Origin of the sequence: [Actinomadura] parvosata subsp. kistnae (assembly GCF_900323885.1) — a bacterium.
Lineage (GTDB): Bacteria > Actinomycetota > Actinomycetes > Streptosporangiales > Streptosporangiaceae > Nonomuraea > Nonomuraea composti.
Window position 1 is genome coordinate 2,048,995 of sequence record NZ_OOHJ01000018.1, and the last position, 23,343, is coordinate 2,072,337.

The window sequence follows — 23,343 nt, forward strand, 5'->3', positions numbered from 1 at the left end:
TTATTGCGTGCTGGGTATGTGTCGTCAGGCCTTGACGGCGCCGGCGGTGAGCCCGCCGATGAACCGTCGCTGGAACAGGAGGAAGAGGAGGAGGACCGGCACGGACCCGAGGATGCTCATCGCCATCATCTGGTTCCACTCGTAGGAGTGCTGGCCCATGAGCAGCTGGATGCCGATCGGCACGGTACGCATGTCGTCGGTACGGGTCAGCGAGAGCGCGAACAGGTACTCGTTCCACGAGATCATGAACGTGTACACGCCGACCGCGATCAGCCCAGGCACCGAGATCGGCACCAGGATCCGCCACAGCGCGGTCCAGTTGGTGCCGCCGTCGACCTTGACGGACTCGTCCAGCTCCCGTGGCAGCGTGTTCAGGTACGCGGTGATCATGATGATCGCGTACGGCAGCGTGAACACCATGTGCGTGAGGATCAGGCCGGGATAGGTGTTGTACAGCCCGAGCCCCACGACGAGCCCGAAGTACGGGATGACGAGCGTGATCGGCGGCACCGCCTGCACGCTGACGATCACGGCGTTGATGGTCTTCTGGAACGGGAACGTGAAGCGGCTGAACGCGAACCCGGCCAGCAGGGCCACCAGCAGGGTCAGGATGGTCACCGCGAAGGCGACGACGTAGCTGTTGAGGAAGTACCGCAGCTGGGTGCCGTCGCCCAGGATCGCCCAGTACGCGTCGAACGAGAAACTCTCGGTGACGAGCTTCGGCGGATTCTGGAAGACCTCCCCGTTGCTCTTGAGCGAGGTGGACACCATCCACAGGACCGGCAGGAAGGCGAACAGCCCGCCGATGACGAGCCCGGTGAGGACGCCGGCTTTGGCGAGGGTGCGGCGGGTCTTGACGGTGGTGGCCATGCGTCTCACCGCTCCCTTTGCTGGCGTACGTAGAAGAAGGCCAGGATCATCGTCAGCAGCAGCACGATGACGGCGGCGGCGGACGCGGTCGCGAACTCGTACTCGCTGAAGGCCTGCTTGTAGGTGTAGGTGCTGAGCATCTCGGTGGTGTTCAGCGGGCCGCCGCCGGTCGTCATCCAGATCAGGGCGAACTGCTGGGACGTCCAGATCAGGTCGAGCACCGCCATGCTGACGATCACCGGCCGCAGCTGGGGCAGCGTCACGTGGACGAAGCGCTGGTACCAGTTCGTCCCGTCCATCGCGGCCGCTTCGTACAGGTTGCCGGGGATGCCCTGCAGCGCCGCGAGCAAGCTGATCATGAAGAACGGGTAGCCGGACCAGATGTTGACGAACGTGATCGCCCAGAGCGCCTTGTCCGGGTCGCCGAGCCAGTTCACGCCCTCCTGGATGAGGCCCAGGGTCCGCAGCACGTAGTTGACCACGCCGGACGGGTCGAGCAGCAGCCGCCAGATGACGGCGATCACCGCGATCGTGAACAGCCAGGGCAGGATGTAGACGATCCGGAAGACGGCCTTGGCGACCCCGCCCAGCAACGGGCTGTTGAGCATCATCGCGAAGGCCAGGCCGAGCACCAGGTGGGCCACGGTGCTGACCGAGATGAAGAGGGCGGTGTTCTTCAGCGCCGCCAGGAAGTCGGGGTCGGTGAGCACCTTGGTGTAGTTGGCGAACCCGGCGAACACCGGGTTCGCCTCGACGATCACGTTGTCCCGGAACGAGTAGCTGATCACCATGACGATGGGGACCACCATCAGGACCACGATCAGGAGCACCGTCGGGGACAGATAGCCGTACGGGGTCAGGCGCCCGGCCAGGGTGGCGCGGGCCCGGCCGGGTGTGACCTGTCCCCCGGTGGGCGCCGCGGCCTTCGGCGCCGTCGTGGATGTCATCGCTTTCTCCTTGATCGCGCGCCGTGCCGGGTGACCGGCACGGCGCCTGGGCGGGCTACCCGATCACCGAGGACCAGGACTCCTGCGACTTGGCCAGGGCGTCGTCGACGCTCGTCTTGCCGGTCAGCACGAGCTGGAGCTGCTCGGCGAAGCTGCGCATCAGGTCCTCGGACTTGGGCAGGCCGACGAACTCGTTGGCCGGGTAGCCCTGCTGGTAGATGTCGAAAGCGGTCTTGAACAGCGGGTCACTGTCGCTGAAGTCGGGCTTGGCGTTCTTGTTGCCGGGGAAGCCGTTCGCGATCGTGCTCAGCTTCGCGTTGGTCTCCTTGCTGAGCAGGTAGGACACGAACTTGAACGCCTCGGCCTTGTGCTCGGTGGAGTCGGAGATGCCGATGCCCCACGACGCGTACGGGATGCCGCGCTTGCCGGTGTAGCCGTCCTCGGCGGGCAGGGCCGCCACCTCGAACTTCAGGTCCGGCTTGTTCTTCTTGATCAGGTTGATGTGCGCGAGCGAGTCGATCATCATGCCGACCTGGCCGTTGCTGAACTTCTCGACCTTGTCCTGCTCCTTCATGGTGAGCGAGCCGGGGGCGATGGCGCCCGCGTCGTTCAGGCTCTTCACGTACTCGACCACGCTCTTGACCTGCGGGCTGGTCAGGTTGGGCTTGCCGCCGGTCAGCATGCTGCCGCCGGAGGCCCAGAGCCAGGACATGACGTCGTTCTGGACGCCGTTGGGGACGGCGGTGTCGAGCGGGAGCACCCAGCCCTTCACGTCACCGCCGGTCGCGCTGATCTTCTTGGCCGCGTCGAGGAACTGGCTGCGCGTGGCGGGCACCTCGGCGACGCCGGCCTTGGTGAGCAGGTCCTTGTTGACGAAGAGCGGATAGACGAAGTTGACCACCGGGATCATGTAGGTCTTGCCCTCGAGCTGCACCTGGCTGGCGAGCTGGCCGGCGTCGTACTTCGCGTCGGCCATCAGCTTGGACAGGTCGGTGATCGCGCCCTGCTTGGCGAAGTCGTTGACCCAGGCGCCGTCGAGGCCCACCACGTCGGGGAGGGTCTTCGACGCGGCGCCGGTGATCAGCTGCTGCTTCGTCGAGGCGTACGGCGCGCTCAGCAGCTTGATCTTGATGTTCGGGTTCTGTGCGGTGAAATCGTTGACGATCTTGTCGAACTCCCCGGCCGGGAGCTCGGCCCCCCACCACTGGGCGAACTCCAGGGTCACGGTGCCGTCGGAGGCGGTGTCGTCGCCCGAGCCGCCCGAGCCGCACGCCGCTGCCAACGCGACCGTCGTGGCCGCCGCCACCGTCCCCACCACTCGCCTCATCCGGGTTGCACGAACCGCCATGACGGGCTCCTTCTATTTCGAGATCTTTCCGCCCTCTGCCGCGTTGGCCGTCACGTTAGCAGCGGGTTACGAATGTAAACAAGAGAAGAACCGCAGAAAGCTGCGAACTACGGCATACTCTGGTGCCATGAAGCAGGCATCGGCATCCCCTCGCCGCCCCCTGAGCTTTCGATATCCCCGCCGCCACCGGCCCTTCGGCAGCGCTGCTCGCTCTTGCGACTCTCATCGGCTCTGTGCCGGACTATGCCCAACAGAGGCGTGTTTGTGGCATACTGCCGCACTGACAAGGGGGAATCAGTGAGCGTTGGCAGGGACGAGCGGCAGCGCCACCTACCCGCCGGGCGCAAGGCTCAGCTGGCCGCGTACGTCGCGGAGTCCGGGCAGGTCACGGTCGGCGAGCTGGCCGAGCGCTTCGGCGTCTCCATCGACACCGTGCGCCGCGACCTCGACCAACTGGCCGCCGAGGGCATCCTCGTGCGCACGTACGGCGGCGCCGTCAGCCTCTCCACGGTCTCCCGCACCGACCGCGCCGTCGACCAGCGGCTCGCCGTGCAGGAGCAGGAGAAGGAGAAGATCGGGGCACTGGCCGCGACCCTGGTCAAGGACGGCTCGACCATCATGATCAACGGCGGGACGACCACCCTCGCGCTCGCCCGCAGCCTCGGCCAGCACCGCGACCTCACGGTGGCCACGAACAACCTGCTGGTGCCGAGCGCGCTCCCGCCCACGGCCATCCGCGACATCTACGTCTTCGGCGGTGCGGTCCGCGCGCTCACCCTCGCCACGATCGGCCCGGTCAGCTTCCGCGCCAACACCGGCGCCGAGCTGGACGTCAGCTGCGACCTGGCGCTGATCGGCGTCGGCGCGGTCGCCGCCGACGCCGGCTACACGACGAGCAACCTCGCCGAGGCCGCGATGATGCAGGAGATGATCTCGCGTGCGGCCCGCGTGGCGATCCTCGCCGACTCCTCCAAGTTCGGCCGCCGCCTGTTCGCCCAGGTGTCGGAGCTCGGCGCCGCCGACTATCTGATCACCGACACCGCACCGCCCGCCGACCTGCGGGCCGCGCTCAAGACGAGCGGCGTCGAGGTCCTCACCCCTGCGACCAGGCCCTAGGGCCGATCGCCGGCGAACGTCACTCAGGACGATGGGGCCGGTCCGGTCAGGCAGTGCTGCACGAGCGGTCCGAACCAGCCGGCCAGTTCGTCGACGGACGATGACGCGATCGGTTCGACCCTGACGATGTAGCGGGCCACGGTGAGGCCCAGGAGCTGGACGTTGACCATGCCGGCCCGGACTGTGGCGTCCGGCGTGCCGAGCAGTGCCGCCACCCGGCCGGTGATCTCCCGGTCGATGTATTCGCGGATCAACGTCTCGGACTGGTCGTCGGCCCGGGCCGACCGGGTGAGCATGGCGAGCGGGGTGCGGCCCGACGCGTCGATGCTCTCCACGAGTGTCCGGACGATGCGCTCGCCGATGCCGTCGAGGCCGCCGGCGAAGATCGATTCGATGGCCGGCGGGACCTGGGCGGACAGCTCGACGGCGGCGGCGAACAGGCCCTGTTTGCTGCCGAAGAAGTAGAACACCATCGCCGGGTCGACTTCGGCTCGGGCGGCGACCGCGCGCACCGTGGTGCCGCCGTAGCCGTGCTCGCGGAACAGCGCGCGGGCCGCGTCGAGGATGCGCTGCTTGCTTTCCGCGCCCGTGCGCCAGCGGCCGGGACGAGCGGGGGAACTGTGCTCTGTCATGACCGGGCCAGTCTATCGGAGCTTTCTTCATCGCTGGTGGACTTTCAGGTCCGGGCGCCGATAGCTTGAACTTCATCAGTGATGAAGAAAGGGCTGCGATGAAGGTGATCGTGATTGGCGCCGGTCTGGGCGGGCTCACGCTGGCGCAGGGCTTACGCTGGTCCGGAATCGACGTCGTCGTGTACGAGCGGGACGACGCAGAGGGCCGCGCGCAGGGTGTCAGCCTGCACGTCGACGATCGAGGCGCCGAGGCGTTGCGCGCGTGCCTGCCTCCGGCGCACGCCGCGATGGCCGAGGCCACGATGGGCGGGCCGCGCGAGCGGACGCTGACGTTGTCCGACGTGGACGGCACGCTCACCGTCGTGGGTACTCAACCGGCCACCGGCGTGGGGAATCTGCCGCGCCCGGGGCGGCAGGCTCATCGCCCGCTGCTGCGTGCGGTGCTGCTGGCGGGGCTGGCGGACGTGGTCCGGTTCGGAACGGAGTTCACGCGGTTCGAGCAGCGGGCCGACGGCACCGTCCAGGTGTGGTTCGCCGGCGGCGGCACGGACACGGCGGACGTGCTGGTCGGCGCGGACGGCATCGGCTCGGCGGTCCGCCGTCAGCACCTGCCGCACGCGCGGGTGGTCGATTCGGGACGGCGCATGCTCATGGGCGCGACCGCGTTGCGGACGATCGCCGATACCGGGCTGCCCGAGCTGATCGGCCACAGCCCCGCCCGCGTTCAGGTGGGCGGCACGATGATGGCGCTGGGCGTGCTGCGGTTCACCGAGCCGCCGGTGGCCGCGCGGCAGCGGTGGCTGCCCGCCTTGCCCCTCGACGCGGTCGCCACGGCCGAGGACTACACGATGTGGGCTCTGCCGATCACGCGGGAGCAGCTCGGCCAGGCCGCGTCACCGGCCGCGCGGTGGCGCCTGGCCAAGGAGCTGGGCGGGCACCTGCCCGCGGCCCTGCGGCGGGTCGTCACCGAGGCGTGGCCGGACCTCACGGTCGCCCTGCGCATCGGGACGATCCCGCCCGTACCCGCCTGGCCCGCCGGCCCGGTGACGGTCATCGGCGACGCCATCCACCTGGCCCCAGGGTTCGGCGGCAACCTGGCGATGCAGGACGCGCGCCGCCTCTGCGCGGCTCTGGTCGAGGCGTATCACGGCCGGCTGGACCTGATCGACGCGATCGGCGCCTATGAGGACACGATGCGCCGCGACGGCTTCCCCGCGCCCGCCGCGGCGAAGGCGGGCACATGAGCCTCGACGTGCTGACCCAGAAGTCGTTGTCCTGGTTCGCCGCGATGGGCGGCTGGCGCACGGTCGCCGAAGGAGCCGCGTCCCGGGTGTTGTTCCTGGTCGCCTACCTGGTGACTGGTCAGGTGTCGACGTCCGCGCTGGTGGCGGTCGGCGGTGTGGCGGTGTTCGCCGTGGCTCGGGTGCTCGCCGGCAGGAAGTACTGGCAGGCAGCGGTCGGGCTGGTCGTCGTGGGGGTCTCCGCGTCGCTGGCCGGGAGCACCGGGCACGCGGCCGACTTCTACCTTCCGACCGTGCTCATGCAGGCGGCCGGGGGTGCGGTGTTCCTCGCGTCCATTCTCGTGCGGTGGCCCGTGATCGGCCTGGCGGTGGGGGCAGCACGCGCCGAACGGTTCGGCTGGCGGCGAGACCCGGCACGGCGACGGCGTTACCAGCTGTGCACGGCGGTCTTCGTGGCGAAGTACGGCATCGCCACCATCGTGCTGCTGCCTCTGTACCTGACCGGGAAGGTGACTCCGCTCGGCATCGCCGCCGTACTGCTGGGCGGTGCGCCCGCGATGGGCGTCTGCGTCTATCTGTGCTGGCGGATCCTGCGGGCTCGAGCAGACCCGGCTCCGGCGGCCATCGGACAGAACCGATGAGAGTGCTCCCTCGTCGGCGGCTCGTCGTTCGGGCCGTGGGCGGGCGCGGTGTGGCCTGGTCAGCGCAGTCGAGACCAGGCCGCAGGGGCGCTGTCGGCCGCTAGGTTCCGGCGGTGCGCTCGCGTTCGTAGGCGGCGTTGATCCGCAGCGCCTCGGCGAGCTGGTCTTCCAGGATGATGATCCGGCAGGCGGCTTCCACGGGAGTGCCCTGATCGACGAGCTCCCTGGCCCGCGCGGCCAGCCGCAACTGGTAGCGGGAGTAGCGGCGGTGGCCGCCGCTGGAGCGTTTCGGCTCGATCAGGCCCGCGGCGCCCAGAGCCCGCAGGAACGTGGGGGTGACGCCGAGCATCTCGGCGGCCGCGCCCATGCTGTAGGCGGGGTAGTCCTCATCGTCGAACCGGTCTTCGGCCGTGCGTTCGGCCGTCGTTTCCGTAATCCTGCCGGGAGCCGGTGCGTGACTCTCGGCAACCGAGCGGCGTTGATCCATACATTCCCTTCTCATCACGCGAACAGGGGGCCCCGGCGCCTGTTGCGCCGGGGCCCCGAAAGAGTTCAACACCATCTACCGGCCGTCCGGCCGGCTTACTGTTGTGCGCATCCACCGCATAGAGCGGCGGCGATGCGCGGATCGCGGATGCGTGACCGTAGACCACCTACCAATCCCGTGGAACTGCGGTACCCGTGCGGCGCAACTTCAGCCGGCAACGGGCGATCCCGATGGCGTCTACACTCCCTTCCTCTTCTTTCTCTTTCGGACCACTTGCCAACTTCGTCTTCGGCAGCGCGTCCACGATCAGGGCCCCTACCTACTGCGCTGGCCCGTCACGTCCGACCTTCTGCCGTCAACCTCTGACTTCGTGTTGCTGCGGGCAGTTCGTCATGATGCCAGGAACTACTTTCGCTGCCCGATGGATCCGTTTCTTGCTATGTCAGAAACCATAGTACGCGCAGTGGCGAATGTCTACCACCGCCGATACAGATTTTCGGATCCAGGCATGGCAAGCTTCCTGCCCGCCCCGCCTGAGGCCGGACATGGAACGGGCCCGCACCCCATGATGGGGTGCGGGCCCGTTCGGCCGCGTCAGGTCAGGCGGCCACGATGTTCTCCGCCTGCGGGCCCTTCTGGCCCTGGACGACGTTGAAGGACACCTTCTGGCCATCGTGCAGCTCACGGTAGCCGCCGTTGGCGACGATGTTGGAGTAGTGCGCGAAGACGTCGGCGCCGCCGCCGTCCTGCTCGATGAAGCCGAAGCCCTTTTCGGAGTTGAACCACTTCACGGTTCCGGATGCCATGGCGATCTCCTTCAGAGATTGGGGAGTCACGCGATCCGCACTGTGCGGATCGCGGTGTCGCCGCGATGAAGCCCACCCGGAGATGACCGGAAACAAAAAACGCACCTGGAGAATCGTCTGCCAGGTGCGCACAAGTCTTATGGGTACAACAACTGCAACATCCGCAAGCCTACCACAGTTTGGCGGAGCAGTGTCCAGGCCCCACGTGGAGCCCGGGGCTCGGACCGGTCTGCGGCCGTACGCGCTCGATCCCGACGCGGCCGCCCGCCGGTGGAAGGTGTCCTTGCGGACGCTCGGGCGGCGACTCCCCCGGACGGCCTCTGACCTGCGCGTACACGTGTAAGAGCAGCACGCCGGACAGGCTGACAACACCGTTCGCCTTGCGGACACCTGAGCGGACCGCGACGTTGGTCCTCGTCGCTCAGGTCTCGACACCCCACCCCGCACCAGGAGCCACTATGACGCTGCCCGCACGCGCCGCCGCACTCGCCCCCGCCGTTCTGTTCGCTTCACTGCTGACCGGGACGGGCGGGGCGCAGGCGGCCGAGGCGGGGGCCCTTCCCAGCGTCAGCATGGAGGCCACCGTCAAGGCGGCCCAGATCGACCCGCGGCGGCCCGACAGCACGCTGACCCCGGGTGCCAAGGACAGCGTGCTCCTCGTCGAGCAGGCGTTGCGTGACCGGAGCCTGCTGGACGCGAAGTGGGTGGACGGGTACTTCGGCACGACCACCGTCGCGGCCTACGCGAAGTATCAGAAGTCGCTCGGCCTGACGGGGCTCGACGCCAACGGCCTGCCGGGCAAGGCGTCGCTCACCAAGCTGGGCGCCGGCCGTTTCAAGGTCACCGCCGTCATCGAGCCCGGTGGGCGCGTGTCCACTGACGGGTTCGTGGTCAACGCCCGTACGAACGGCATGCTGACGGAGGCCGAGCGGCTGCTGGGGCGCGAGCTCGTCCTGGACCAGGGCTCGTACAACCCGGGCGGCGACCCGACCTCGGCGGGCACCCACGACGGCGGCGGTGTCGTCGACGTCTCGGTGGCGGGGATGAGCGCCGCCACCCGCACGGCGGTCGTCCGCGCGTTGCGGGTGGTCGGGTTCGCCGCCTGGGTGCGCAGCCCGCGGCAGGGCGACTGGCCGTGGCACATCCACGCCGTCGCGATCAGCGACCCGAGCCTGTCGAGCCAGGCCCAGCACCAGGTGGGCGACTACTACCTCGGCCTGAACGGGCTCGCCGACCGGGGCGAGGACGACGGCCCGGCGGTGACCATCCGCACCTGGGAGGAGTACCGGCGCCGCTGACCCGTCCGCGACTCGATCTTTCCGAACCGAAACCAAGGAGAACAGCATGAGAACGTTCACCACGATCCTCACCGCGATGGCGCTCGGCGGGGGGCTGCTCGCCGCCGCCGCGCCCGCCTCGGCCGCGGGCCGTGACGGCGTCTGCGACAGCGGCGAGTTCTGCTACTACTTCAACAGCGACAACCAGGGATCGGTCTCCGACTTCACCAGCTCGGTCGCCGACTACGCCACCACCCAACCCACCTGCTACGACTTCAAGGGCCCCGGCGCCGGCAAGGGCGAATGCATCAAGAACGCCGCCGCCTCCGTCTGGAACCGCAGCAGCAAGACCGTCCGCGTCTACTACAACACCGGCTACGCCGGCACCTACCAGGACTTCGCCGCAGGCGCCAAAGGCAACCTGAACGCCACCCTCAAGAACCAGAACGCCTCGCACGAGTTCGGCCCGTCCTCGTCGTCGCGCAGCAACATGTCGTACTCGCTCTATACGGCCAGCGGCACGATCACCTGCGGCTTCGACGGCTACACCTCGACGGAGGGCCGGCACGAGGGCATCGACATCGCCCGGGGCGTGGGCTCGAACGTGCACGCGCTGGTGGCGGGCGAGGTCATCAACGTCGTACGCGGGGCGACCGGCCGGGCGAACCTGTCCACGATCGCCATCTACAACGCCGCCGCGAACAAGACGGTGATCTACCTGCACTCCGCTCCGCTCTCCTCGTTGCGCGTGGGCCAGCAGGTCACCCGCGGCCAGGTCATCGCCACCGAGTCGTGGCACGGGGTGTCGAGCCGCGCGTCCGCGCACACCCACGTCGAGATGCGGCTGGGACGGCAGACGAGGGCGGCGAAGAGCGTCGGCGACCCGCACCTGGACAACCCGAACCCGACCTCGTTCTGGAACTCCCAGGGCTACAACGTCCGATAGCGATGAGGAGGACGACTGTGTTCGCACGAACGGTCCGGTTGTTACCGAGGCTCGCCGCGGCGGCCACCGCGCTGGCGCTCGGCGGAGGACTGCTCGCCACCGCGACGCCCGCCTCGGCCGCGAGCCGCGACGGCGTCTGCGACAGCGGCGAGTTCTGCTACTACTTCAACAGCAACAACGAAGGATCGGTCTCCGACTTCACCGGATCGGTCGCCGACTACGCCACCACCCAACCCACCTGCTACGACTTCAAGGGCCCCGGCGCCGGCAAGGGCGAATGCATCAAGAACGCCGCCGCCTCCGTCTGGAACCGCAGCAGCAAAACCGTCCGCGTCTACTACAACACCGGCTACGCCGGCACCTACCAGGACTTCGCCGCAGGCGCCAAAGGCAACCTGAACGCCACCCTCAAGAACCAGAACGCCTCGCACCAGTTCCTGAGCTCCGCGCCGCCGCCCACCCCGCCGCCCTCGTCGCCGGCCGAGTGCAAGACCGACGGCACGGACACGAAGCTGCCCACGACGATCCTCGTCTACCGGACCTCCCTGGACCGCGTGGAACGGGTGGACTTCAAGACTTATGTGAAGAACGTCCTGCCGAACGAGTGGGTGTCGAGCTGGCCCGCCGAGTCGCTGAAGGCCGGGGCGATGGCCGTGAAGAACTTCGGCTGGTACTGGGCGCTGCACTCCAACCGCAAGACGCCGAGCGGCCAGTGCTTCGACGTCTACGACCACACGTCGAGCCAGGTGTACGAGCCCGGCTCCGCGAAGGCGACGACGAACGCCGCCGTGGACGCCACCTGGGGCGCCCGCCTGACCCGAGGCGGGAAGATCTTCCGGGCGCAGTACTGCGCCACGACGACGGCGTGCGGCAACTGGGTCGACGGCGACTGGATGTCGCAGTACGGCTCCCGCGACAAGGCCGCGGCGGGCTGGAGCTACTCCAGGATCCTCAAGCACTACTACACGGGGATCGTGCTCAGCACCTCCTGAGGCTGGGCGTCCCGCTCCGGTTCTCCGCCGTGCCGGCACGGCGGAGAACCCGCGTTGTCAGCCGACGATGAGCTGGAAGTTGATCGGCCGGTTGCCGGGGAACACGATCGCCCCGGTGGCGTCCACCATCTTGAAGCGCACGTAGCACAGGCCCGGCTTGCGGGGCGTGGTGACCTCGGTCCGGATGTCGACCGTCTCGCCCGGCTGGGTGTCCGCGATCGGCACGTCGGAGATGGTCTGGCAGTGGTGGTTCTGCTGGGTCACGTCGAGGCGGCGCAGCGAGTAGCCCTTCCATGGCACGGTCCCGGCGTTCCTGAGCCGCCACACCTTGGTCACGGTCTCGCCGGCGCCGACGCGGGTGCAGTCGGGAAGGGTGACGTCCTCGACGAACTCGGCCTTGTCCCCTTCGTGCAGGGGGGCGGCCCAGGGCGGGTTGGTCGCGGGCACGGGGCACTCGGCCGGGGAGAACGCGACGAGGGACGGGCTGCTGGTCGCGGCGACGCTCTGCGCGGCGGGCCGGGCGCCGCGATTGACGGCGACCACGGTGAGGACCGCCGCTCCCACCAGGACGACCGCCACCGCAGCCAGGTAGGCCGGCCGGAGCCGCCTTCCCTGGTCCCGCGCGGGAGGCGGCGGCTCGGACGGAGCTGTGCCCGGCGACCTGACCGCCTGGTTGGCGCTCTCCCAGCGTTCGCGGTACGCCGCCGGGTCCGCGCCGCAGGCCTTGACGAACTCCACGGTGGTCTCCCAGCTCGGGAGCCGGTTGCCCTTCGTGGCCTCGTGCAGCGTCGTGTGGGAGATCGCCCCCGACCGGCCGGACATCTCACGAAAAGGAGGGTTACCGGATGCGCTACGTAACTCCCGGAGGATCGCCGCGAAGTCCGCGATCGCCTCCGCCCGTGCACGTCTGTCGTCCACCGTGCGAAGGTAACAGTACGAACCACCCCAAGGGCGGCGTTTTCCACCTTTTCCGGGGGCGCAGGGAAAGCGCTGTCCCGCGATCACGCAAGGTCACGGCGGAGGTTGGGCACGGTGGCGGGCAGGTTGAGCAGGTCGATGAGCTCGGCCGGGCCGGCCCGCACGTTCGTGAGCCGCAAACGCCCGGGACCGATCATCCGGGCGGCGCGCACCAGGACGGTGATCCCGGCCGCGTCGATGAAGCGGAGCCGGCCGCAGTCGACGACGAGGTCGCGGCCGGGGCGCGCCGCCTTGCGGAGCGCGGCCTCCAGGACGTCGCAACCGGTGACGTCCAGCTCACCGATGAGGTGCACGGTGTGCGGGTAGGCCTGATCCCGGTGCGCCTCAAATGATCTTGAGGGGTGCTTTGATGTCGATGCCATCGTGGGTGATGTCGAATTCGTGGGGCTGCGGGACATGACGGCTGGCTCGGGTCTTCAGCACGGTCAGCGCCCGCCCGACGTGAGTCTCGTTCCGCAGGTACTGCAGCAGGATCACGTTGTCGGACAGGTGTGACACTCCGCGTTCGGACAGCCGGGTGTGGCCGTACAGCTCGGCCGACTCGTAGGTCAGCAGGACGCTGATGCCCGCCCGGGAGCAGTGGTTGAGCAACGCGTAGACGAACTCCCTGAACCGCTTCTCATCGGGGCAGGCGGCGGCGAGGTCACCGAGGCTGTCGATGACCAGCCGGTGCGCGCCGGTCGCTCTGATGGTTTCGAGCAGGTCGTAGTACCACTGGTCGATGTAGATGTCGTTGGGCGAGTCGCAGCGCAGCACGGCGCCCCGCGAGTCGATGTCCCAGCCGAACCCGTTGATCATCCGTTCGAGCTGGACGCGGTTCTCCTGCATCGAGGCGAACACGCCGGGCTCGCCCTGGTTCGCGCCGCCGTAGATGAACTGCAGCCCCATCACCGTCTTGCCGGACCCCGAGGGGCCGATCACCAGGGTGGCGGAGCCGGGCCAGTAGCCGTCGCCGATCAGCTCGTCCAGCGCGGTGATGCCGGAGGTCGCCCGGCTCTCACCCAGCTCGTACGAGCCGGCGTCGATGTCGCTGAGCCGCGGGAACACCCGCACGCCGGCGCTCTCGATGCGGTAGGCGTGCGCGCCGGAGCGGAAGCCGCTGCCGCGCAGCTTCAGCACCCGCAGGGCCCGGTTGTCGCGCTGCCCGGAGTCCTCGGTGGCGAGCAGGACGGCGGCGTCGGCGACGGCGAACTCCGGGCAGCCCTCCAGCTCGTCGCGCCGGTACTCGCCGAGCCACAGCGCCATCGTGCCGGTGGCGGCCAGGTGACCGGCCAGTTGGTGGACGAAGCCCTCGAAGTCCCGCTCGCCGACCCCGCGGTAGCGCAGCGCGCGGAAGCTGTCGATGACCAGGAGCGAGCACGGCTGCCGCTCGACCCGGGCGGTGATGCGGTGGAGCATGCCGGTCAGGCCGTTGTCGTCGAGCTCGCCGCTGAGATCCTCGAACAGCACCTCCCTGCCGACCCGGCCGGGGTCGAAGAACGACAGGGCCTCGCCGAAGTACAGGATCTTGCTCAACGGTTCGGCGACGGTGCTGAGGTAGATCGCGGGAAGCCGCTCGGTGCCGTTCGCGAACGCGTACTGCTGCGCCAGGACGGTCTTGCCGCTGCCCGGCAGGCCCGCGATGAGGGCGACGGACGGGTTGATCAGGCCGCCGTCGAGTATGGCGTCGAGCCGGGCCTGCCCGCTCGCCAGCCGCCGCTCAGGCACGGCGCACCTCCGAGGCGGCGCCGGACGGCTCGGTCAGCAGCCGCACCGCGGCCAGCACCTCCAGGGGATGCACCGGCTTGCGCAGGAACCGGCTGGAGCGCAGGTTCGCGGGCGGCGGCAGGATCGACATGGCCAGGACCGGGACGCCCGCCCGCGTGAGGTCGTCACAGAGCTGGACGGTCAGGCCGTTGGAGGTCATCAGGTCGACGATCGCGAGGCGGGGCGGGCTCGCCGACTCGTCGCGGCCCGCCTGCGCCGACCCCGTCACCACCGTGGGGTAACCCTCGGCGTCGAGGAACGAGGACAACGACCGGCCGGAGAACCGGTCGCCGTCCACGAGGAGAATCCGCGGCAGGACCGCCGGGACGCTCGCGCGGACGGGCACCCGCAGCCGCACCACCGTGCCCTGGTCGCCGCGCCGGCCCGGCCGGATCGTCACCTCGTCGGCCAGGGCGAGCACGATCCGCAGGCCCCGCCCGCGATCGCCGAGCGTCACGCCGACCTCGAACACGCCCTGGTCCGACACGGTGATCCAGACACCCTGGTCGGTGTCCTCCCACCGCACGGAGATCATGTCGGTGGCGCCGTGCTCGATCGCGTTGGCCGACAGCTCGTGCGTGACCAGCACGATCCGATCCCGCTCCCGGTCGGTGAGCCCCGCCTCCTCGGCCAGCCGGCCGACGAAGGCCCGGATGCCGGCCAGCACCCCGGGGCTCACCGTGAACAGGTGCTCGATCGGCTCGCTCGCTTCGGAGCCAGGCACTAAGGCCATACCTGGGCCTCCCTCCGGCCCTCCCGCCGACGGTGACCCGGGGCGGCATCATGCCCACCTCTATGCCCGGCCCCAGCCCCCGCTAAGCAGATCGGTGCCGCCGGCGGGGATGCGGGCCTGTACGAGGAAGCCGCCGCCCGCCTGCCGGTCGGCGCTGAACGCGCCGCCGAGAGCGTCGACGCGTTCGCGGAGGCCGGCCAGGCCGCGCCCGCTGCCGCCCAGAGAGGCGGTCCTGGAGACGGCGCCGTCGGTGCTGACCTCCACGCTGATCTCCTGCTCGCCGTAACGCACGCGGACGACGGTACGGCTGCCGTGCGCGTATTTGAGTGCGTTCGTCAGGGCCTCCTGGACGACCCTGTAGGTGACGAACTCGGCGCTGCCCGCCGACTCCGCCGGGCTGCCCTCCTCGGTGAACTCCACCGGCTGCCCGGCCCGCCGGGTCTGCTCCACGAGCGTGCGCAGCTCGCCCGGGGAGCTCGCGCCGACGTCGGTGTCGTGGTCGGGCTTGAGCAGGTCGAGCATGTGCCGCAGGTCGGTGATGGCCCGCCGCCCGGTGTCGGTGACGGCGCTGAGCGTCGTGTCGAGGCGGTCGGGGGCGGCGGTCAGGTAGCGGGCCGCCTCCGCCTGGACGACCATCGCCGTCACGTGGTGGGTCACCACGTCGTGCAGCTCGCGGGCGATCCGGGTGCGTTCGGCGGCGCGGGCGGCCTCGGCGGCGTGGCGGCGGCGCTCCGCCTCGGCGGCGCGGGTGGCGCGCAGCCAGGCGCCGATGCCCCAGGCGAGGGCCAGCGCCAGGTAGAAGATCACGTAGCCGTCCGCCTTCTCCGTCGCGCCGAGCCGGTCGACCGCGATCGCGAGGGGCACGTACGCGGCGGTGAGCAGTGCTGCCGCGACCCGCCGGCCGCGTTCGAGATGGGCGCCCGCGCTGATGAGCGCGATGGGCATCGCGTTGCTGGCGAACACGTGATAGCCCTGCACCTGGTCGAGGGCGAAGCCGAGCGACACTAGGAAGAGGCAGACGGCCGGCCACCGCCGGCGCACGGCCAGCGGCAGGCATTCGAGCACGATCACCAGGACGGCCAGCGCGTCGAAGGGCCGGGTGGGCAGGTCGCCGACCTGAGTCCCCCTGCCGTGGAGGGCGGGCAGCAGGGACGCGCCGGCGAGCAGCAGCCCGAGCGGTAGGTCACGGACCACGACGTCGCATCGCCGCCACAGGTCCGTGACGCGCCGCAGGGTCATCCGTCGAGCGTAGCGTTCGCGCGGCGCCGCAGCGGGACCACGTTGCCGCGCCGGCGGGCCAGCCACATGAACACGACCGTCAGCAGCAGGCCGAACACCACCGCGTACATGCTGCCCTCCGGGCCGAACTCGCCGCCCGTGATCCAGGTGGGCCCCGACGTCACGCCGTGCAGCAGCCCCTGGGGGGTGCCGTTGCCCGAGACCTCCGCGCCGAAGATGCCGGCCGCCGCGAAGTTCCAGCCGAAGTGCACCCCGATGGGCACCCACAGGGTGCGGGTGGCGGCGTAGGCGGCGGCGAGCATGCCGCCCGCCTCGATCGCGATGGCGATCGCGCCCCACAGGGTGGCGTGCGGGTTGAACAGGTGCGACGCGCCGAACAGCAGCGCGGTCAGCGTCAGCGCGAGCCACGTTCCCACGCGTTCCTCGACGAGTCTGAACAGGATGCCGCGAAACAGCAGCTCCTCCGTCACCGCGGCGGCGGCCATGAAGCCGAACACCCCGAGCGCGCCCGTCAGTGATCCCAGGCCGTCGACGTGGTAGCCGCCTACGAGGGCGATGTTCAGGATGACGGCCGCGAACAGGGCGCCGCCGATCAGCAGCCCCCGGAGGATGGCGGGGACGGCCCCTTGCCTGCCCACCTCGACCGGGTCGCGACGCTCGGACCAGCGCACCACGCGGGCGTACACGTACACGGCGAGCGCGGCCGTCGCGACGCCGACGAGCAGGGTGAGGATCCAGATTCCCTGCACCGCGCCGGCGAGCGCGCCACCGACGAAGGCGACCAGCGCGACGGGGACCAGCTGTTTCAACAACCGCATGACGACTTCCTCACCTGGGGGGACATCGCGACGGGCATCGTCGCGTCATGCCCGTAACGCTAGGGATCCGGCGATCGGAAATCGTCACCGTGCGGCGGACACTCGCGGGTAGCTCGCACGAGGGACAGGCGCGGGCCGGTCAGAACGCGGTGCCGCCGGCGTCCACGTGAAGGGTGGTGCCGGTGATGTACGAGGCGCGCGGGGAGGCGAGGAAGAGGATCGCCTCGGCGATCTCAGACGGTGCGGCCGTCCGGGTGAGACCCAGGTCCCTGGCGACGCCCTCGTTGCCCTCCTCGCCCCACTCGGCCAGCACCCCTTCGGTGCGGGTCGGGCCGGGGGCGACGCTGTTGACGCGGACGCCGCCATCAGCGAACTCCAGCGCCCACGTGCGGGTCAGCGACGCCAGCGCCGCCTTGGACGCGCTGTAGGCCGAGGCGCCGGAGAACCCCCGGTGCGCGGCGAGCGTGGTGACGTTGACGATGCTGCCCCCGCCCCGCTCGATCATGTGCGGGACGAGCGCGGCGACCAGGAAGTAGGGGCCGCGGACGTTGGTGTTGAAGACGCGGTCGTAGCCCGCCACGCTCTGTTCGAGGGTGAGCGCGGCGGGGAAGGCGCCGGCGTTGTTGACGAGGATGTCGACCGGGCCGCTGCTGCGGCTCAGCTCGGCGACCGAGTCGAGGTCGGCCAGGTCGGACGGGACGAAGCGGACCTCGCCGTCCTCCCGCGTGGCGTGCACGGCGTCCTTGCCGCGCCGGGCGTCGCGGCCGGTGATGACGACGTCGGCGCCCGCGCGGGCCAGCAGGCGGGCGGTCGCCAGGCCGATGCCGGAGGTGCCGCCGGTGACCAGGGCGGTCTTGCCGCGCAATTCCATGTCGAATCTCCTTTCCTGGTTTTTCCGGTTTTCAGCCCATCGGGAATTCGCCGCCGTCCACGATGAGATTTCTGCCGGTGAGCCAGCTCGCCCGCTCCGAGACGAGGAACAGCACCGCGTGCGCGATGTCGTCCGGATGGCCGTCGCGGCCGAGCGGCGGGGTGGCGCCGGCGGCGTCGCCGCCGACGCCCGTGCGGGCGGCCACCTCCGCCCACTGCGTCCGCGTCCGCTCACCTCCGGGGGTGGCGACCCGGCCGGGAGACACGGTGTTCACGCGGACGCCGTGCGGGGCCAGCTCGGCGGCGAGCCCGCGGCTGTAGGTCTCCAGCGCCGCCTTCGCCGCCACGTAGTGCAGGAACGACGACGCCTCCGGGGTGAGGACGGCTGCCGAGGAGATGTGCACGATCGCCCCCGAACCGCGCTCCCGCATGCCCGGCGTCAGCAGGGCGTCCAGGCGTACCGACGCCAGCAGGTTCAGGTCGAGGGCGTCCTGCCACTCCTCGTCGGGGATGGCCGCACTGCCCTCGTACGGGCGCGCGCCGCCCGCGTTGTGCACCACGACGTCCACGCCGCCGAGCACGTCCTGGACGGCCGCGGCCAGCGCCTCGGCCCCGGCCTTGGTGCGCACGTCGGCCCGCACGAAGGAGGCGCCCTCCGGCGCGGCGCCCGTCGCGGCTCTGGCGGTGGTGAGCACGTCGGCGCCCGCTTCGAGGAGCCGGCTGACGATGGCCGCGCCGATTCCGCGGGTGCCGCCCGTGACCAGGGCCCGCTTTCCGGCGAGTTCCTTTTCGAATCCGGACATGCCAAAAGCCTTTCGAACAGGGAAAAGGGAGCTGCGCGGAAAAGCTCGCCGCGCTGTTCAGAAAGCTACGCCCGGAAAAGAAGGAGAAGCAAAGAGGAAAAGGCGACGGGGGCCATAGGACATTCCTATGGCCCCCGCCCGGTCAACCGGCCCGTCAGCCGGCCCGTCAGCCGGCCCGTCAGCCGGCCGGAAGGGCCCGGCGGATGGCGGCCACGTCCGCGCCCACCTCGGCGGGGGTGGCGCCGTCGAGGGCGCGGCGCATGAGGGCGGAGGCGACCACGACGCCGTCCGCGTACGCGCACGCCTGCGCGGCCTGCTCCGGCGTCGAGATGCCGAACCCGAGCAGCACCGGGCAGGTGGTCAGCTCGCGCAGCCGCCCCGCGAGCGGCCCGGCGGAGTCGGCGAGCGCGGCCCGCTCGCCGGTGGTGCCCATGACGGTGACGCCGTAGACGAAGCCGCGGCTGCGCTCCGCGATGCCGCGCAGCCGGGCCGGCGCGGTCGTGGGCGCGGCCAGCAGCACGAGGTCGACGCCGGCGGCGGTGGCGGCCTCGGAGAGCGGGCCGGCCTCGTCGTGCGGGACGTCGGGCACGATCAGCCCCGTGACGCCCGCCTCGGCCAGCCGCTCGCAGAACGCCCGCGCGCCCGTACGGAAGACCAGGTTGGCGTACGTCATGACGGCGAGCGGCACGCCGGGGTTCGCCGTGGAGAGCTCGGCGAGCAGGCGGCCGGGGGTGGCGCCCCGGCGCAGCGCCCGGTCCGACGCCTCCTGGATGGTGCCCCCGTCGAGCATGGGGTCGGAGAACGGCAGGCCGACCTCGATCGCGTCGGCGCCGGCGTCGGCGTAGGCGCGCAGGTAGTCGGGCCAGTCGGCGGTCAGGCCCGCGGTCACGTACGGGACCAGGAGCGCCTGCCCGGCGTCGCGGCGCGCTCTCAGGTGCGTTTCCAGCGTGCCCATGCTCATCTTGGGCGGCCGGGTGCTCATGTCAGCCTCGGGAGCCGGCCGCGCGCTCATATCAGCCTCGCGAGCTGGTCGGCGTCCTTGTCGCCGCGGCCGGACAGGGTGACGAGCACCGTCGAGCCCGCCGGCAGGTCGGGCGTGCCGGCCGCCTTGAGCACCCAGGCCAGGGCGTGCGCCGATTCGAGCGCGGGCAGGATGCCTTCGGTTCGGGCCAGGCGCGCGACCGCCGCGACGGCCTCGTCGTCGGTGACGGAGACGTACGTGGCGCGGCCGGTGTCGGCGAGGTGAGCGTGCTCGGGCCCGACCCCCGGGTAGTCGAGGCCGGCGGAGATGGAGTGCGCCTCCTGGATCTGGCCGTCCTCGTCCTGGAGGACGTAGGAGTGGAAGCCGTGCAGCACGCCGGGCTCGCCGCCGGCCACCGCCGCCCCGCCCGCGGGCTCGACGCCGACGAGCCGGGCGGGCGTGTCGACGAACCCGGCGAACGTGCCGGCCGCGTTGGAGCCGCCGCCCACGCACGCCACGACCACGTCGGGCACGGCGCGGGGCAGCAGGCTCGCGCACTGCCCGCGGGCCTCCTCGCCGACCACGCGCTGGAACTCGCGGACCATCCACGGGTAGGGGTGGGGGCCCATCACGGAGCCGATGCAGTAGTGCGCGTCGTCGGCCGCCGCGACCCAGTGCCGCAGCGCCTCGCTGCAGGCGTCCTTGAGGGTACGGCTGCCGCTGGAGACGCCGACGACCTCGGCGCCGAGCAGCCGCATGCGGAAGACGTTGAGCTGCTGGCGCTCCATGTCGCGCTCGCCCATGAAGACGGTCACGCCGAGGCCGAGCAGCGCCCCGGCGGTGGCGGTGGCCACGCCGTGCTGGCCGGCTCCCGTCTCGGCCAGCAGGCGTGTCTTACCCATGCGCCGGGCGAGCAGGGCCTGACCCAGCACGTTGTTGATCTTGTGGGACCCGGTGTGGGTCAGGTCCTCCCGCTTGAGGAGCAGGGTCACGCCGAGGTCGGCGGACAGGCGCAGGGCCGGCGTGACGGGCGTGGGGCGGCCGGCGTACAGCTCCAGGGTCTGGCTCAACGCGGCGCGGAACGCCGGGTCGTCCCAGGCGTCGCGGAACGCCTCCTCGAGCTCTTCGCAGGCGGTGATGAGCGATTCCGGCACGTACCGCCCGCCGAACCGGCCGAAGCGGCCGCTGGGGCCCGGGTCGCTCATGGCGGAGCGACGCCGGTGCATCAGGTCGTCGCCCGGGCCTCGCAAGGCGATGCTCATGTTGGTCTCCGTTCTAGAACTGTAAGCAAAGTATTGATGAGCCGGGCACGCCCGCGCAAGCTCGGGGCGGGCCGATACGATGGGCGGCCATGGACAAGTCGGGTGACGGCGGGAGCCCTCAGCGGCCGAAGTACCGGGTTCTGCAGGACGAGCTGTCCGACCGGATCCGGCGCGGCGTCTACCGTCCCGGCCAGGCACTTCCCCCGCAGCGCCAGCTCGCGGCCTCGCTCGGGGTGACGCTCATGACGCTCCGCCAGGCTCTGCGCGGCCTGTCCGACCAGGGGCTCGTGGTCCAGGAGCCGGGCCGGGGCACGTTCGTGAGCCCGCCGCTGGCCGCGTACCGGCTGGAAAGCCTGCGCAGCCTCGCCGACGAGCTGCGCGCGCAGGGGCGCGAGGTCGTCACGCGGGTGCTGTCGGCCCAGCTGCGCAGGCTGCCCGCCGGGGTCGCCGCCGAGCTGGGCGCCGACGCCGGCGCGCGCGGGCTGCGGCTGGAGCGGGTCCGCCTCGTGGACGGCGATCCGGCGGTGCACCAGGTCTCATGGGTGCCCGAGCCGTACGCGACAAAGATCAGGGACGCGGACTTCGCGGCCACCCCGCTCTACCACGCGCTGGCCACCAGGTGCGAGGTCGCCATCGCCGCCGCCACCGAGTCGATCAGGCCCGTCGTGCTGCCGGCGCGGGTGGCGGAGCTGCTGCGGCTGCCCGCCGGCGGCGCCGCGTTCGCCAGCGAGCGGATCACGCGCGGGGTGGACGGCGCGGCCCTCGTGCACGACCAGGCCACCATCGACGGCAGCCGCATGCTCATCCGCGCCGATCGCCTCGCTCACTCCATGTCCCTGCAGTGGAGCCTGGCCGCGTCCGGCTGAATTCAACGATCCGCCGCCAGCCCGCCGGGCTCAGCGCGTAGCCGGCCACGCTGCCCGAGGCGAACCATCGCCACAGGTCAGGGCGGATGAGGGTGGCGGTCGTGGCGAGCGCGAGCAGCAGCGTGCCGGGCGGGTCGAAGCCGGGGATCAGCTCCTCCCTGCTGCCCGCGTACCCGCGCTTGCGCGTCGCGGCGGCGGCGAGCTCCGCCAGGATCGCGCCGCGCCGCCCCGCATGCTCGGCGGCGCCCAGGACGGCCAGCAGGAGCTGGTGGGTGCGCACGCCGGGCACCGACGCGGGCTGCGGGACGGGCGGGCGGCCACGGGCCAGGTCGAGCAGCGGCGTCACGAGGTCCACGCCCGACAGCAGCGCGTTCACCGGCTCGACCAGCCGCGGGTTGACGTCGATGACGACCGGCCCGTCCGGGCCGAGGATGACGTCGGCCGACAGCGCGCCGTGCCAGCGCAGCTCGCCGCCCAGCCGCTGCACGTGCCGGCGCACCTCCGGCAGCAGGACGCTCCGCTTGCGCCCGGCGCCGCCCCTGGCCCCCTCGCCCGCCCGTACGCAGGCGTGGAAGGCGATCGGCTCGCCCGCCGCGAACACCGCCTGCACCATCACCAGCGGCCCCGGCACCTCCTCCTGCACGAGCACGCCGTCCTCCAGCCCGTCCAGGTCCGCGTGCCCGGTCAGACGGCGCACCCCACTGGTGGCGGTGCCGATGGGCCGCTTGGCGTAGGCGGGGAAGGCGTCCCACGCCGCCGCCGCGCCCGTGATGACCGCGGAGCGCGGCTGCGGCAGCCCGAGCCTGGTCAGCGTGTGGAACGCGGACACCTTGTCCTGCACCATGGCCAGCGCCGCAAAGGGCGGCACCACGGTGGCCACGCCCTGCTCACGCAGCCGGTCGGCGGCCAGTGACAGCACCGCCACCTGCTCCTGCGTGGGTAACAGCACGTCGAAGGCGCCGGCCGCGTACACCTCCAGGGCCGAGTCCAGCCAGGCGAACGGATCGTGGCCGAAGGCGGGGACGCGGTGCACGCGGCGTACGTGCCGGGTGAAGGCGCAGACGCACAGCCGGTCGGGGGACAGCACCTCGACGGCGTGCCCGGCCCGCGACAGCAGCGTGGCGCACTGGCGCGAGGTCAGGCCAGAACCGTCCGACAGCAGGATCCGCATGACGGCCTCCCTGGTTTGTATATGACATAAGCATATGTTGTATACTTTTGCCATGGGCCGCCGAGCACAGATCAGCCGCACCGCCGTCCTCGAGGCCGCCCTCGCCGTCGCCGACGAGCACGGCCTGGCCGCCGTCACCATGGCGGCCGTCGCCGAGCGGCTCGGCGTCACCCCCATGGCCCTCTACCGGCACGTCGGCGGCAAGGACGACCTGCTCGACGGGCTCGTCGAGGCGCTGCTCACGGAGGTGCCGCCGCCCGCCGCCGGGCTGCCGTGGCAGGAGCGGCTCCAGCACCAGGCCACCGCGCTCAGGAGCACCGCCGCCCGGCACCCCAGCGTGTTCCCGCTCCTGCTGCAGCGGCCCGCCGCCACCGAGCACGCCCGCCGGGTGCGCGACGGCGTCCAGGCCGCCCTGCGCGCGGCCGGGCTCGACGACGAGCAGGCCGCCCGCGCCGAACGCCTCATCAGCACCGCCGTCCTCGGCTTCGCCACGAGCGAGGCCGCCGGCCGCTTCGACCACCACCCACAGGACGTCCGGGACGCCGACTTCGCCTGCCTGCTCACCACCCTGGGCGCGACCGTCCGCATGTGGA

At 71.0% G+C, this 23,343-nt stretch carries 24 protein-coding genes and 1 pseudogene; 8 read left to right on the plus strand and 17 right to left on the minus strand.

What is annotated here, in order from left to right:
- Window positions 1-24: 24 nt before the first annotated feature.
- The 3 genes from KIS93_RS29470 to KIS93_RS29480 are packed head-to-tail and all read right to left on the minus strand — an operon-like array spanning window position 25 to window position 3,165.
- Window positions 25-870: a carbohydrate ABC transporter permease gene (locus KIS93_RS29470; RefSeq protein WP_080044578.1), complete on the minus strand. Its 846-nt coding sequence runs from the start codon at window positions 868-870 to the stop codon at window positions 25-27.
- Between the two features lie 5 nt (window positions 871-875).
- Window positions 876-1,817: a carbohydrate ABC transporter permease gene (locus KIS93_RS29475; protein ID WP_080044577.1), complete on the minus strand. Its 942-nt coding sequence runs from the start codon at window positions 1,815-1,817 to the stop codon at window positions 876-878.
- A gap of 55 nt (window positions 1,818-1,872) precedes the next feature.
- The gene (locus tag KIS93_RS29480) at window positions 1,873-3,165 is read right to left on the minus strand and encodes an ABC transporter substrate-binding protein (protein WP_222107654.1); all 1,293 of its coding nucleotides are present in this window, start codon (window positions 3,163-3,165) and stop codon (window positions 1,873-1,875) included.
- Between the two features lie 297 nt (window positions 3,166-3,462).
- Between KIS93_RS29480 and KIS93_RS29485 the strand changes: the two genes are divergently transcribed.
- Window positions 3,463-4,281 carry a DeoR/GlpR family DNA-binding transcription regulator gene (locus KIS93_RS29485; RefSeq protein ID WP_080044575.1) on the plus strand — a complete coding sequence of 273 codons (819 nt, stop codon included), beginning with the start codon at window positions 3,463-3,465 and terminating at the stop codon, window positions 4,279-4,281.
- A 23-nt stretch (window positions 4,282-4,304) separates the two neighbouring features.
- Here the strand turns inward: KIS93_RS29485 and KIS93_RS29490 are convergent, their stop codons facing one another.
- A complete protein-coding gene (locus tag KIS93_RS29490; protein WP_080044574.1) occupies window positions 4,305-4,913 on the minus strand; it encodes a TetR/AcrR family transcriptional regulator in 609 nt (202 codons plus the stop codon).
- A 98-nt stretch (window positions 4,914-5,011) separates the two neighbouring features.
- Here KIS93_RS29490 and KIS93_RS29495 point away from each other — a divergent pair, with 98 nt between their 5' ends.
- Window positions 5,012-6,157 (plus strand): FAD-dependent oxidoreductase, encoded by a 1,146-nt coding sequence (locus tag KIS93_RS29495; protein ID WP_186404507.1) that lies wholly within the window; start codon window positions 5,012-5,014, stop codon window positions 6,155-6,157.
- Complete coding sequence (locus tag KIS93_RS29500; protein ID WP_080044573.1) at window positions 6,154-6,795, plus strand: DUF3159 domain-containing protein; 642 nt, start codon at window positions 6,154-6,156, stop codon at window positions 6,793-6,795. The genes KIS93_RS29495 and KIS93_RS29500 overlap by 4 nt, the downstream gene beginning before the upstream one ends.
- Window positions 6,796-6,895: 100 nt before the next feature.
- Here KIS93_RS29500 and KIS93_RS29505 read toward each other — a convergent pair whose 3' ends face one another.
- Together KIS93_RS29505 and KIS93_RS29510 are read right to left on the minus strand one after the other, a co-directional pair.
- Entirely contained in the window at window positions 6,896-7,162 is a 267-nt protein-coding gene (locus KIS93_RS29505) for a helix-turn-helix domain-containing protein (RefSeq protein WP_080044572.1), read from the minus strand.
- A gap of 719 nt (window positions 7,163-7,881) precedes the next feature.
- Window positions 7,882-8,088, minus strand: a complete 207-nt coding sequence (locus tag KIS93_RS29510) for a cold-shock protein (RefSeq protein WP_080044571.1) — start codon at window positions 8,086-8,088, stop codon at window positions 7,882-7,884.
- Window positions 8,089-8,546: 458 nt separating this feature from the next.
- On the opposite strand from KIS93_RS29510, the gene KIS93_RS29515 reads away from it, so the two are divergent.
- From KIS93_RS29515 to KIS93_RS29525, 3 genes are read left to right on the plus strand one after another with little or no spacing between them, the layout of a single operon-like run.
- On the plus strand, window positions 8,547-9,386 hold the full coding sequence (locus tag KIS93_RS29515) for a peptidoglycan-binding domain-containing protein (RefSeq protein ID WP_080044570.1): 840 nt from the start codon (window positions 8,547-8,549) through the stop codon (window positions 9,384-9,386).
- A 46-nt stretch (window positions 9,387-9,432) separates the two neighbouring features.
- A complete protein-coding gene (locus KIS93_RS29520) occupies window positions 9,433-10,311 on the plus strand; it encodes a peptidase inhibitor family I36 protein (RefSeq protein WP_080044569.1) in 879 nt (292 codons plus the stop codon).
- Between the two features lie 17 nt (window positions 10,312-10,328).
- On the plus strand, window positions 10,329-11,303 hold the full coding sequence (locus KIS93_RS29525) for a SpoIID/LytB domain-containing protein (RefSeq protein WP_222107655.1): 975 nt from the start codon (window positions 10,329-10,331) through the stop codon (window positions 11,301-11,303).
- Between the two features lie 57 nt (window positions 11,304-11,360).
- On the opposite strand, the gene KIS93_RS29530 is transcribed toward KIS93_RS29525, so the two are convergent.
- The 10 genes from KIS93_RS29530 to trpB form a co-directional block, all read right to left on the minus strand.
- Window positions 11,361-12,125 (minus strand): NBR1-Ig-like domain-containing protein, encoded by a 765-nt coding sequence (locus KIS93_RS29530; protein ID WP_080044567.1) that lies wholly within the window; start codon window positions 12,123-12,125, stop codon window positions 11,361-11,363.
- A gap of 179 nt (window positions 12,126-12,304) precedes the next feature.
- On the minus strand, window positions 12,305-12,574 hold the full coding sequence (locus KIS93_RS29535) for an STAS domain-containing protein (RefSeq protein WP_186404508.1): 270 nt from the start codon (window positions 12,572-12,574) through the stop codon (window positions 12,305-12,307).
- A 31-nt stretch (window positions 12,575-12,605) separates the two neighbouring features.
- Entirely contained in the window at window positions 12,606-13,988 is a 1,383-nt protein-coding gene (locus KIS93_RS29540; RefSeq protein WP_080044565.1) for an ATPase domain-containing protein, read from the minus strand.
- Window positions 13,981-14,760: an ATP-binding protein gene (locus tag KIS93_RS29545; RefSeq protein WP_080044564.1), complete on the minus strand. Its 780-nt coding sequence runs from the start codon at window positions 14,758-14,760 to the stop codon at window positions 13,981-13,983. Before KIS93_RS29545 ends, KIS93_RS29540 begins: the two co-directional genes overlap by 8 nt.
- Before the next feature lie 60 nt (window positions 14,761-14,820).
- Window positions 14,821-15,999 (minus strand): histidine kinase, encoded by a 1,179-nt coding sequence (locus tag KIS93_RS29550; RefSeq protein ID WP_080044563.1) that lies wholly within the window; start codon window positions 15,997-15,999, stop codon window positions 14,821-14,823.
- Window positions 15,996-16,817 (minus strand): CPBP family intramembrane glutamic endopeptidase, encoded by an 822-nt coding sequence (locus tag KIS93_RS29555; protein ID WP_080044562.1) that lies wholly within the window; start codon window positions 16,815-16,817, stop codon window positions 15,996-15,998. Before KIS93_RS29555 ends, KIS93_RS29550 begins: the two co-directional genes overlap by 4 nt.
- A 139-nt stretch (window positions 16,818-16,956) precedes the next feature.
- Window positions 16,957-17,688, minus strand: a complete 732-nt coding sequence (locus tag KIS93_RS29560; protein WP_080044561.1) for an SDR family NAD(P)-dependent oxidoreductase — start codon at window positions 17,686-17,688, stop codon at window positions 16,957-16,959.
- Between the two features lie 31 nt (window positions 17,689-17,719).
- A complete protein-coding gene (locus tag KIS93_RS29565; protein ID WP_080044560.1) occupies window positions 17,720-18,490 on the minus strand; it encodes an oxidoreductase in 771 nt (256 codons plus the stop codon).
- A 178-nt stretch (window positions 18,491-18,668) separates the two neighbouring features.
- The gene (gene trpA / locus KIS93_RS29570) at window positions 18,669-19,445 is read right to left on the minus strand and encodes a tryptophan synthase subunit alpha (protein WP_230465740.1); all 777 of its coding nucleotides are present in this window, start codon (window positions 19,443-19,445) and stop codon (window positions 18,669-18,671) included.
- Between the two features lie 53 nt (window positions 19,446-19,498).
- The gene (trpB, locus tag KIS93_RS29575; protein WP_418115102.1) at window positions 19,499-20,677 is read right to left on the minus strand and encodes a tryptophan synthase subunit beta; all 1,179 of its coding nucleotides are present in this window, start codon (window positions 20,675-20,677) and stop codon (window positions 19,499-19,501) included.
- Between the two features lie 125 nt (window positions 20,678-20,802).
- Here trpB and KIS93_RS29580 point away from each other — a divergent pair, with 125 nt between their 5' ends.
- Window positions 20,803-21,579, plus strand: a complete 777-nt coding sequence (locus KIS93_RS29580) for a GntR family transcriptional regulator (RefSeq protein WP_080044558.1) — start codon at window positions 20,803-20,805, stop codon at window positions 21,577-21,579.
- On the opposite strand, the gene KIS93_RS29585 is transcribed toward KIS93_RS29580, so the two are convergent.
- The gene (locus tag KIS93_RS29585) at window positions 21,515-22,750 is read right to left on the minus strand and encodes an ATP-grasp domain-containing protein (RefSeq protein ID WP_186404509.1); all 1,236 of its coding nucleotides are present in this window, start codon (window positions 22,748-22,750) and stop codon (window positions 21,515-21,517) included. The genes KIS93_RS29580 and KIS93_RS29585 overlap by 65 nt on opposite strands.
- 52 nt (window positions 22,751-22,802) lie before the next feature.
- On the opposite strand from KIS93_RS29585, the pseudogene KIS93_RS65760 reads away from it, so the two are divergent.
- Window positions 22,803-23,306: pseudogene (locus KIS93_RS65760) on the plus strand (TetR/AcrR family transcriptional regulator); the annotation flags it as partial.
- Window positions 23,307-23,343 lie beyond the last annotated feature (37 nt).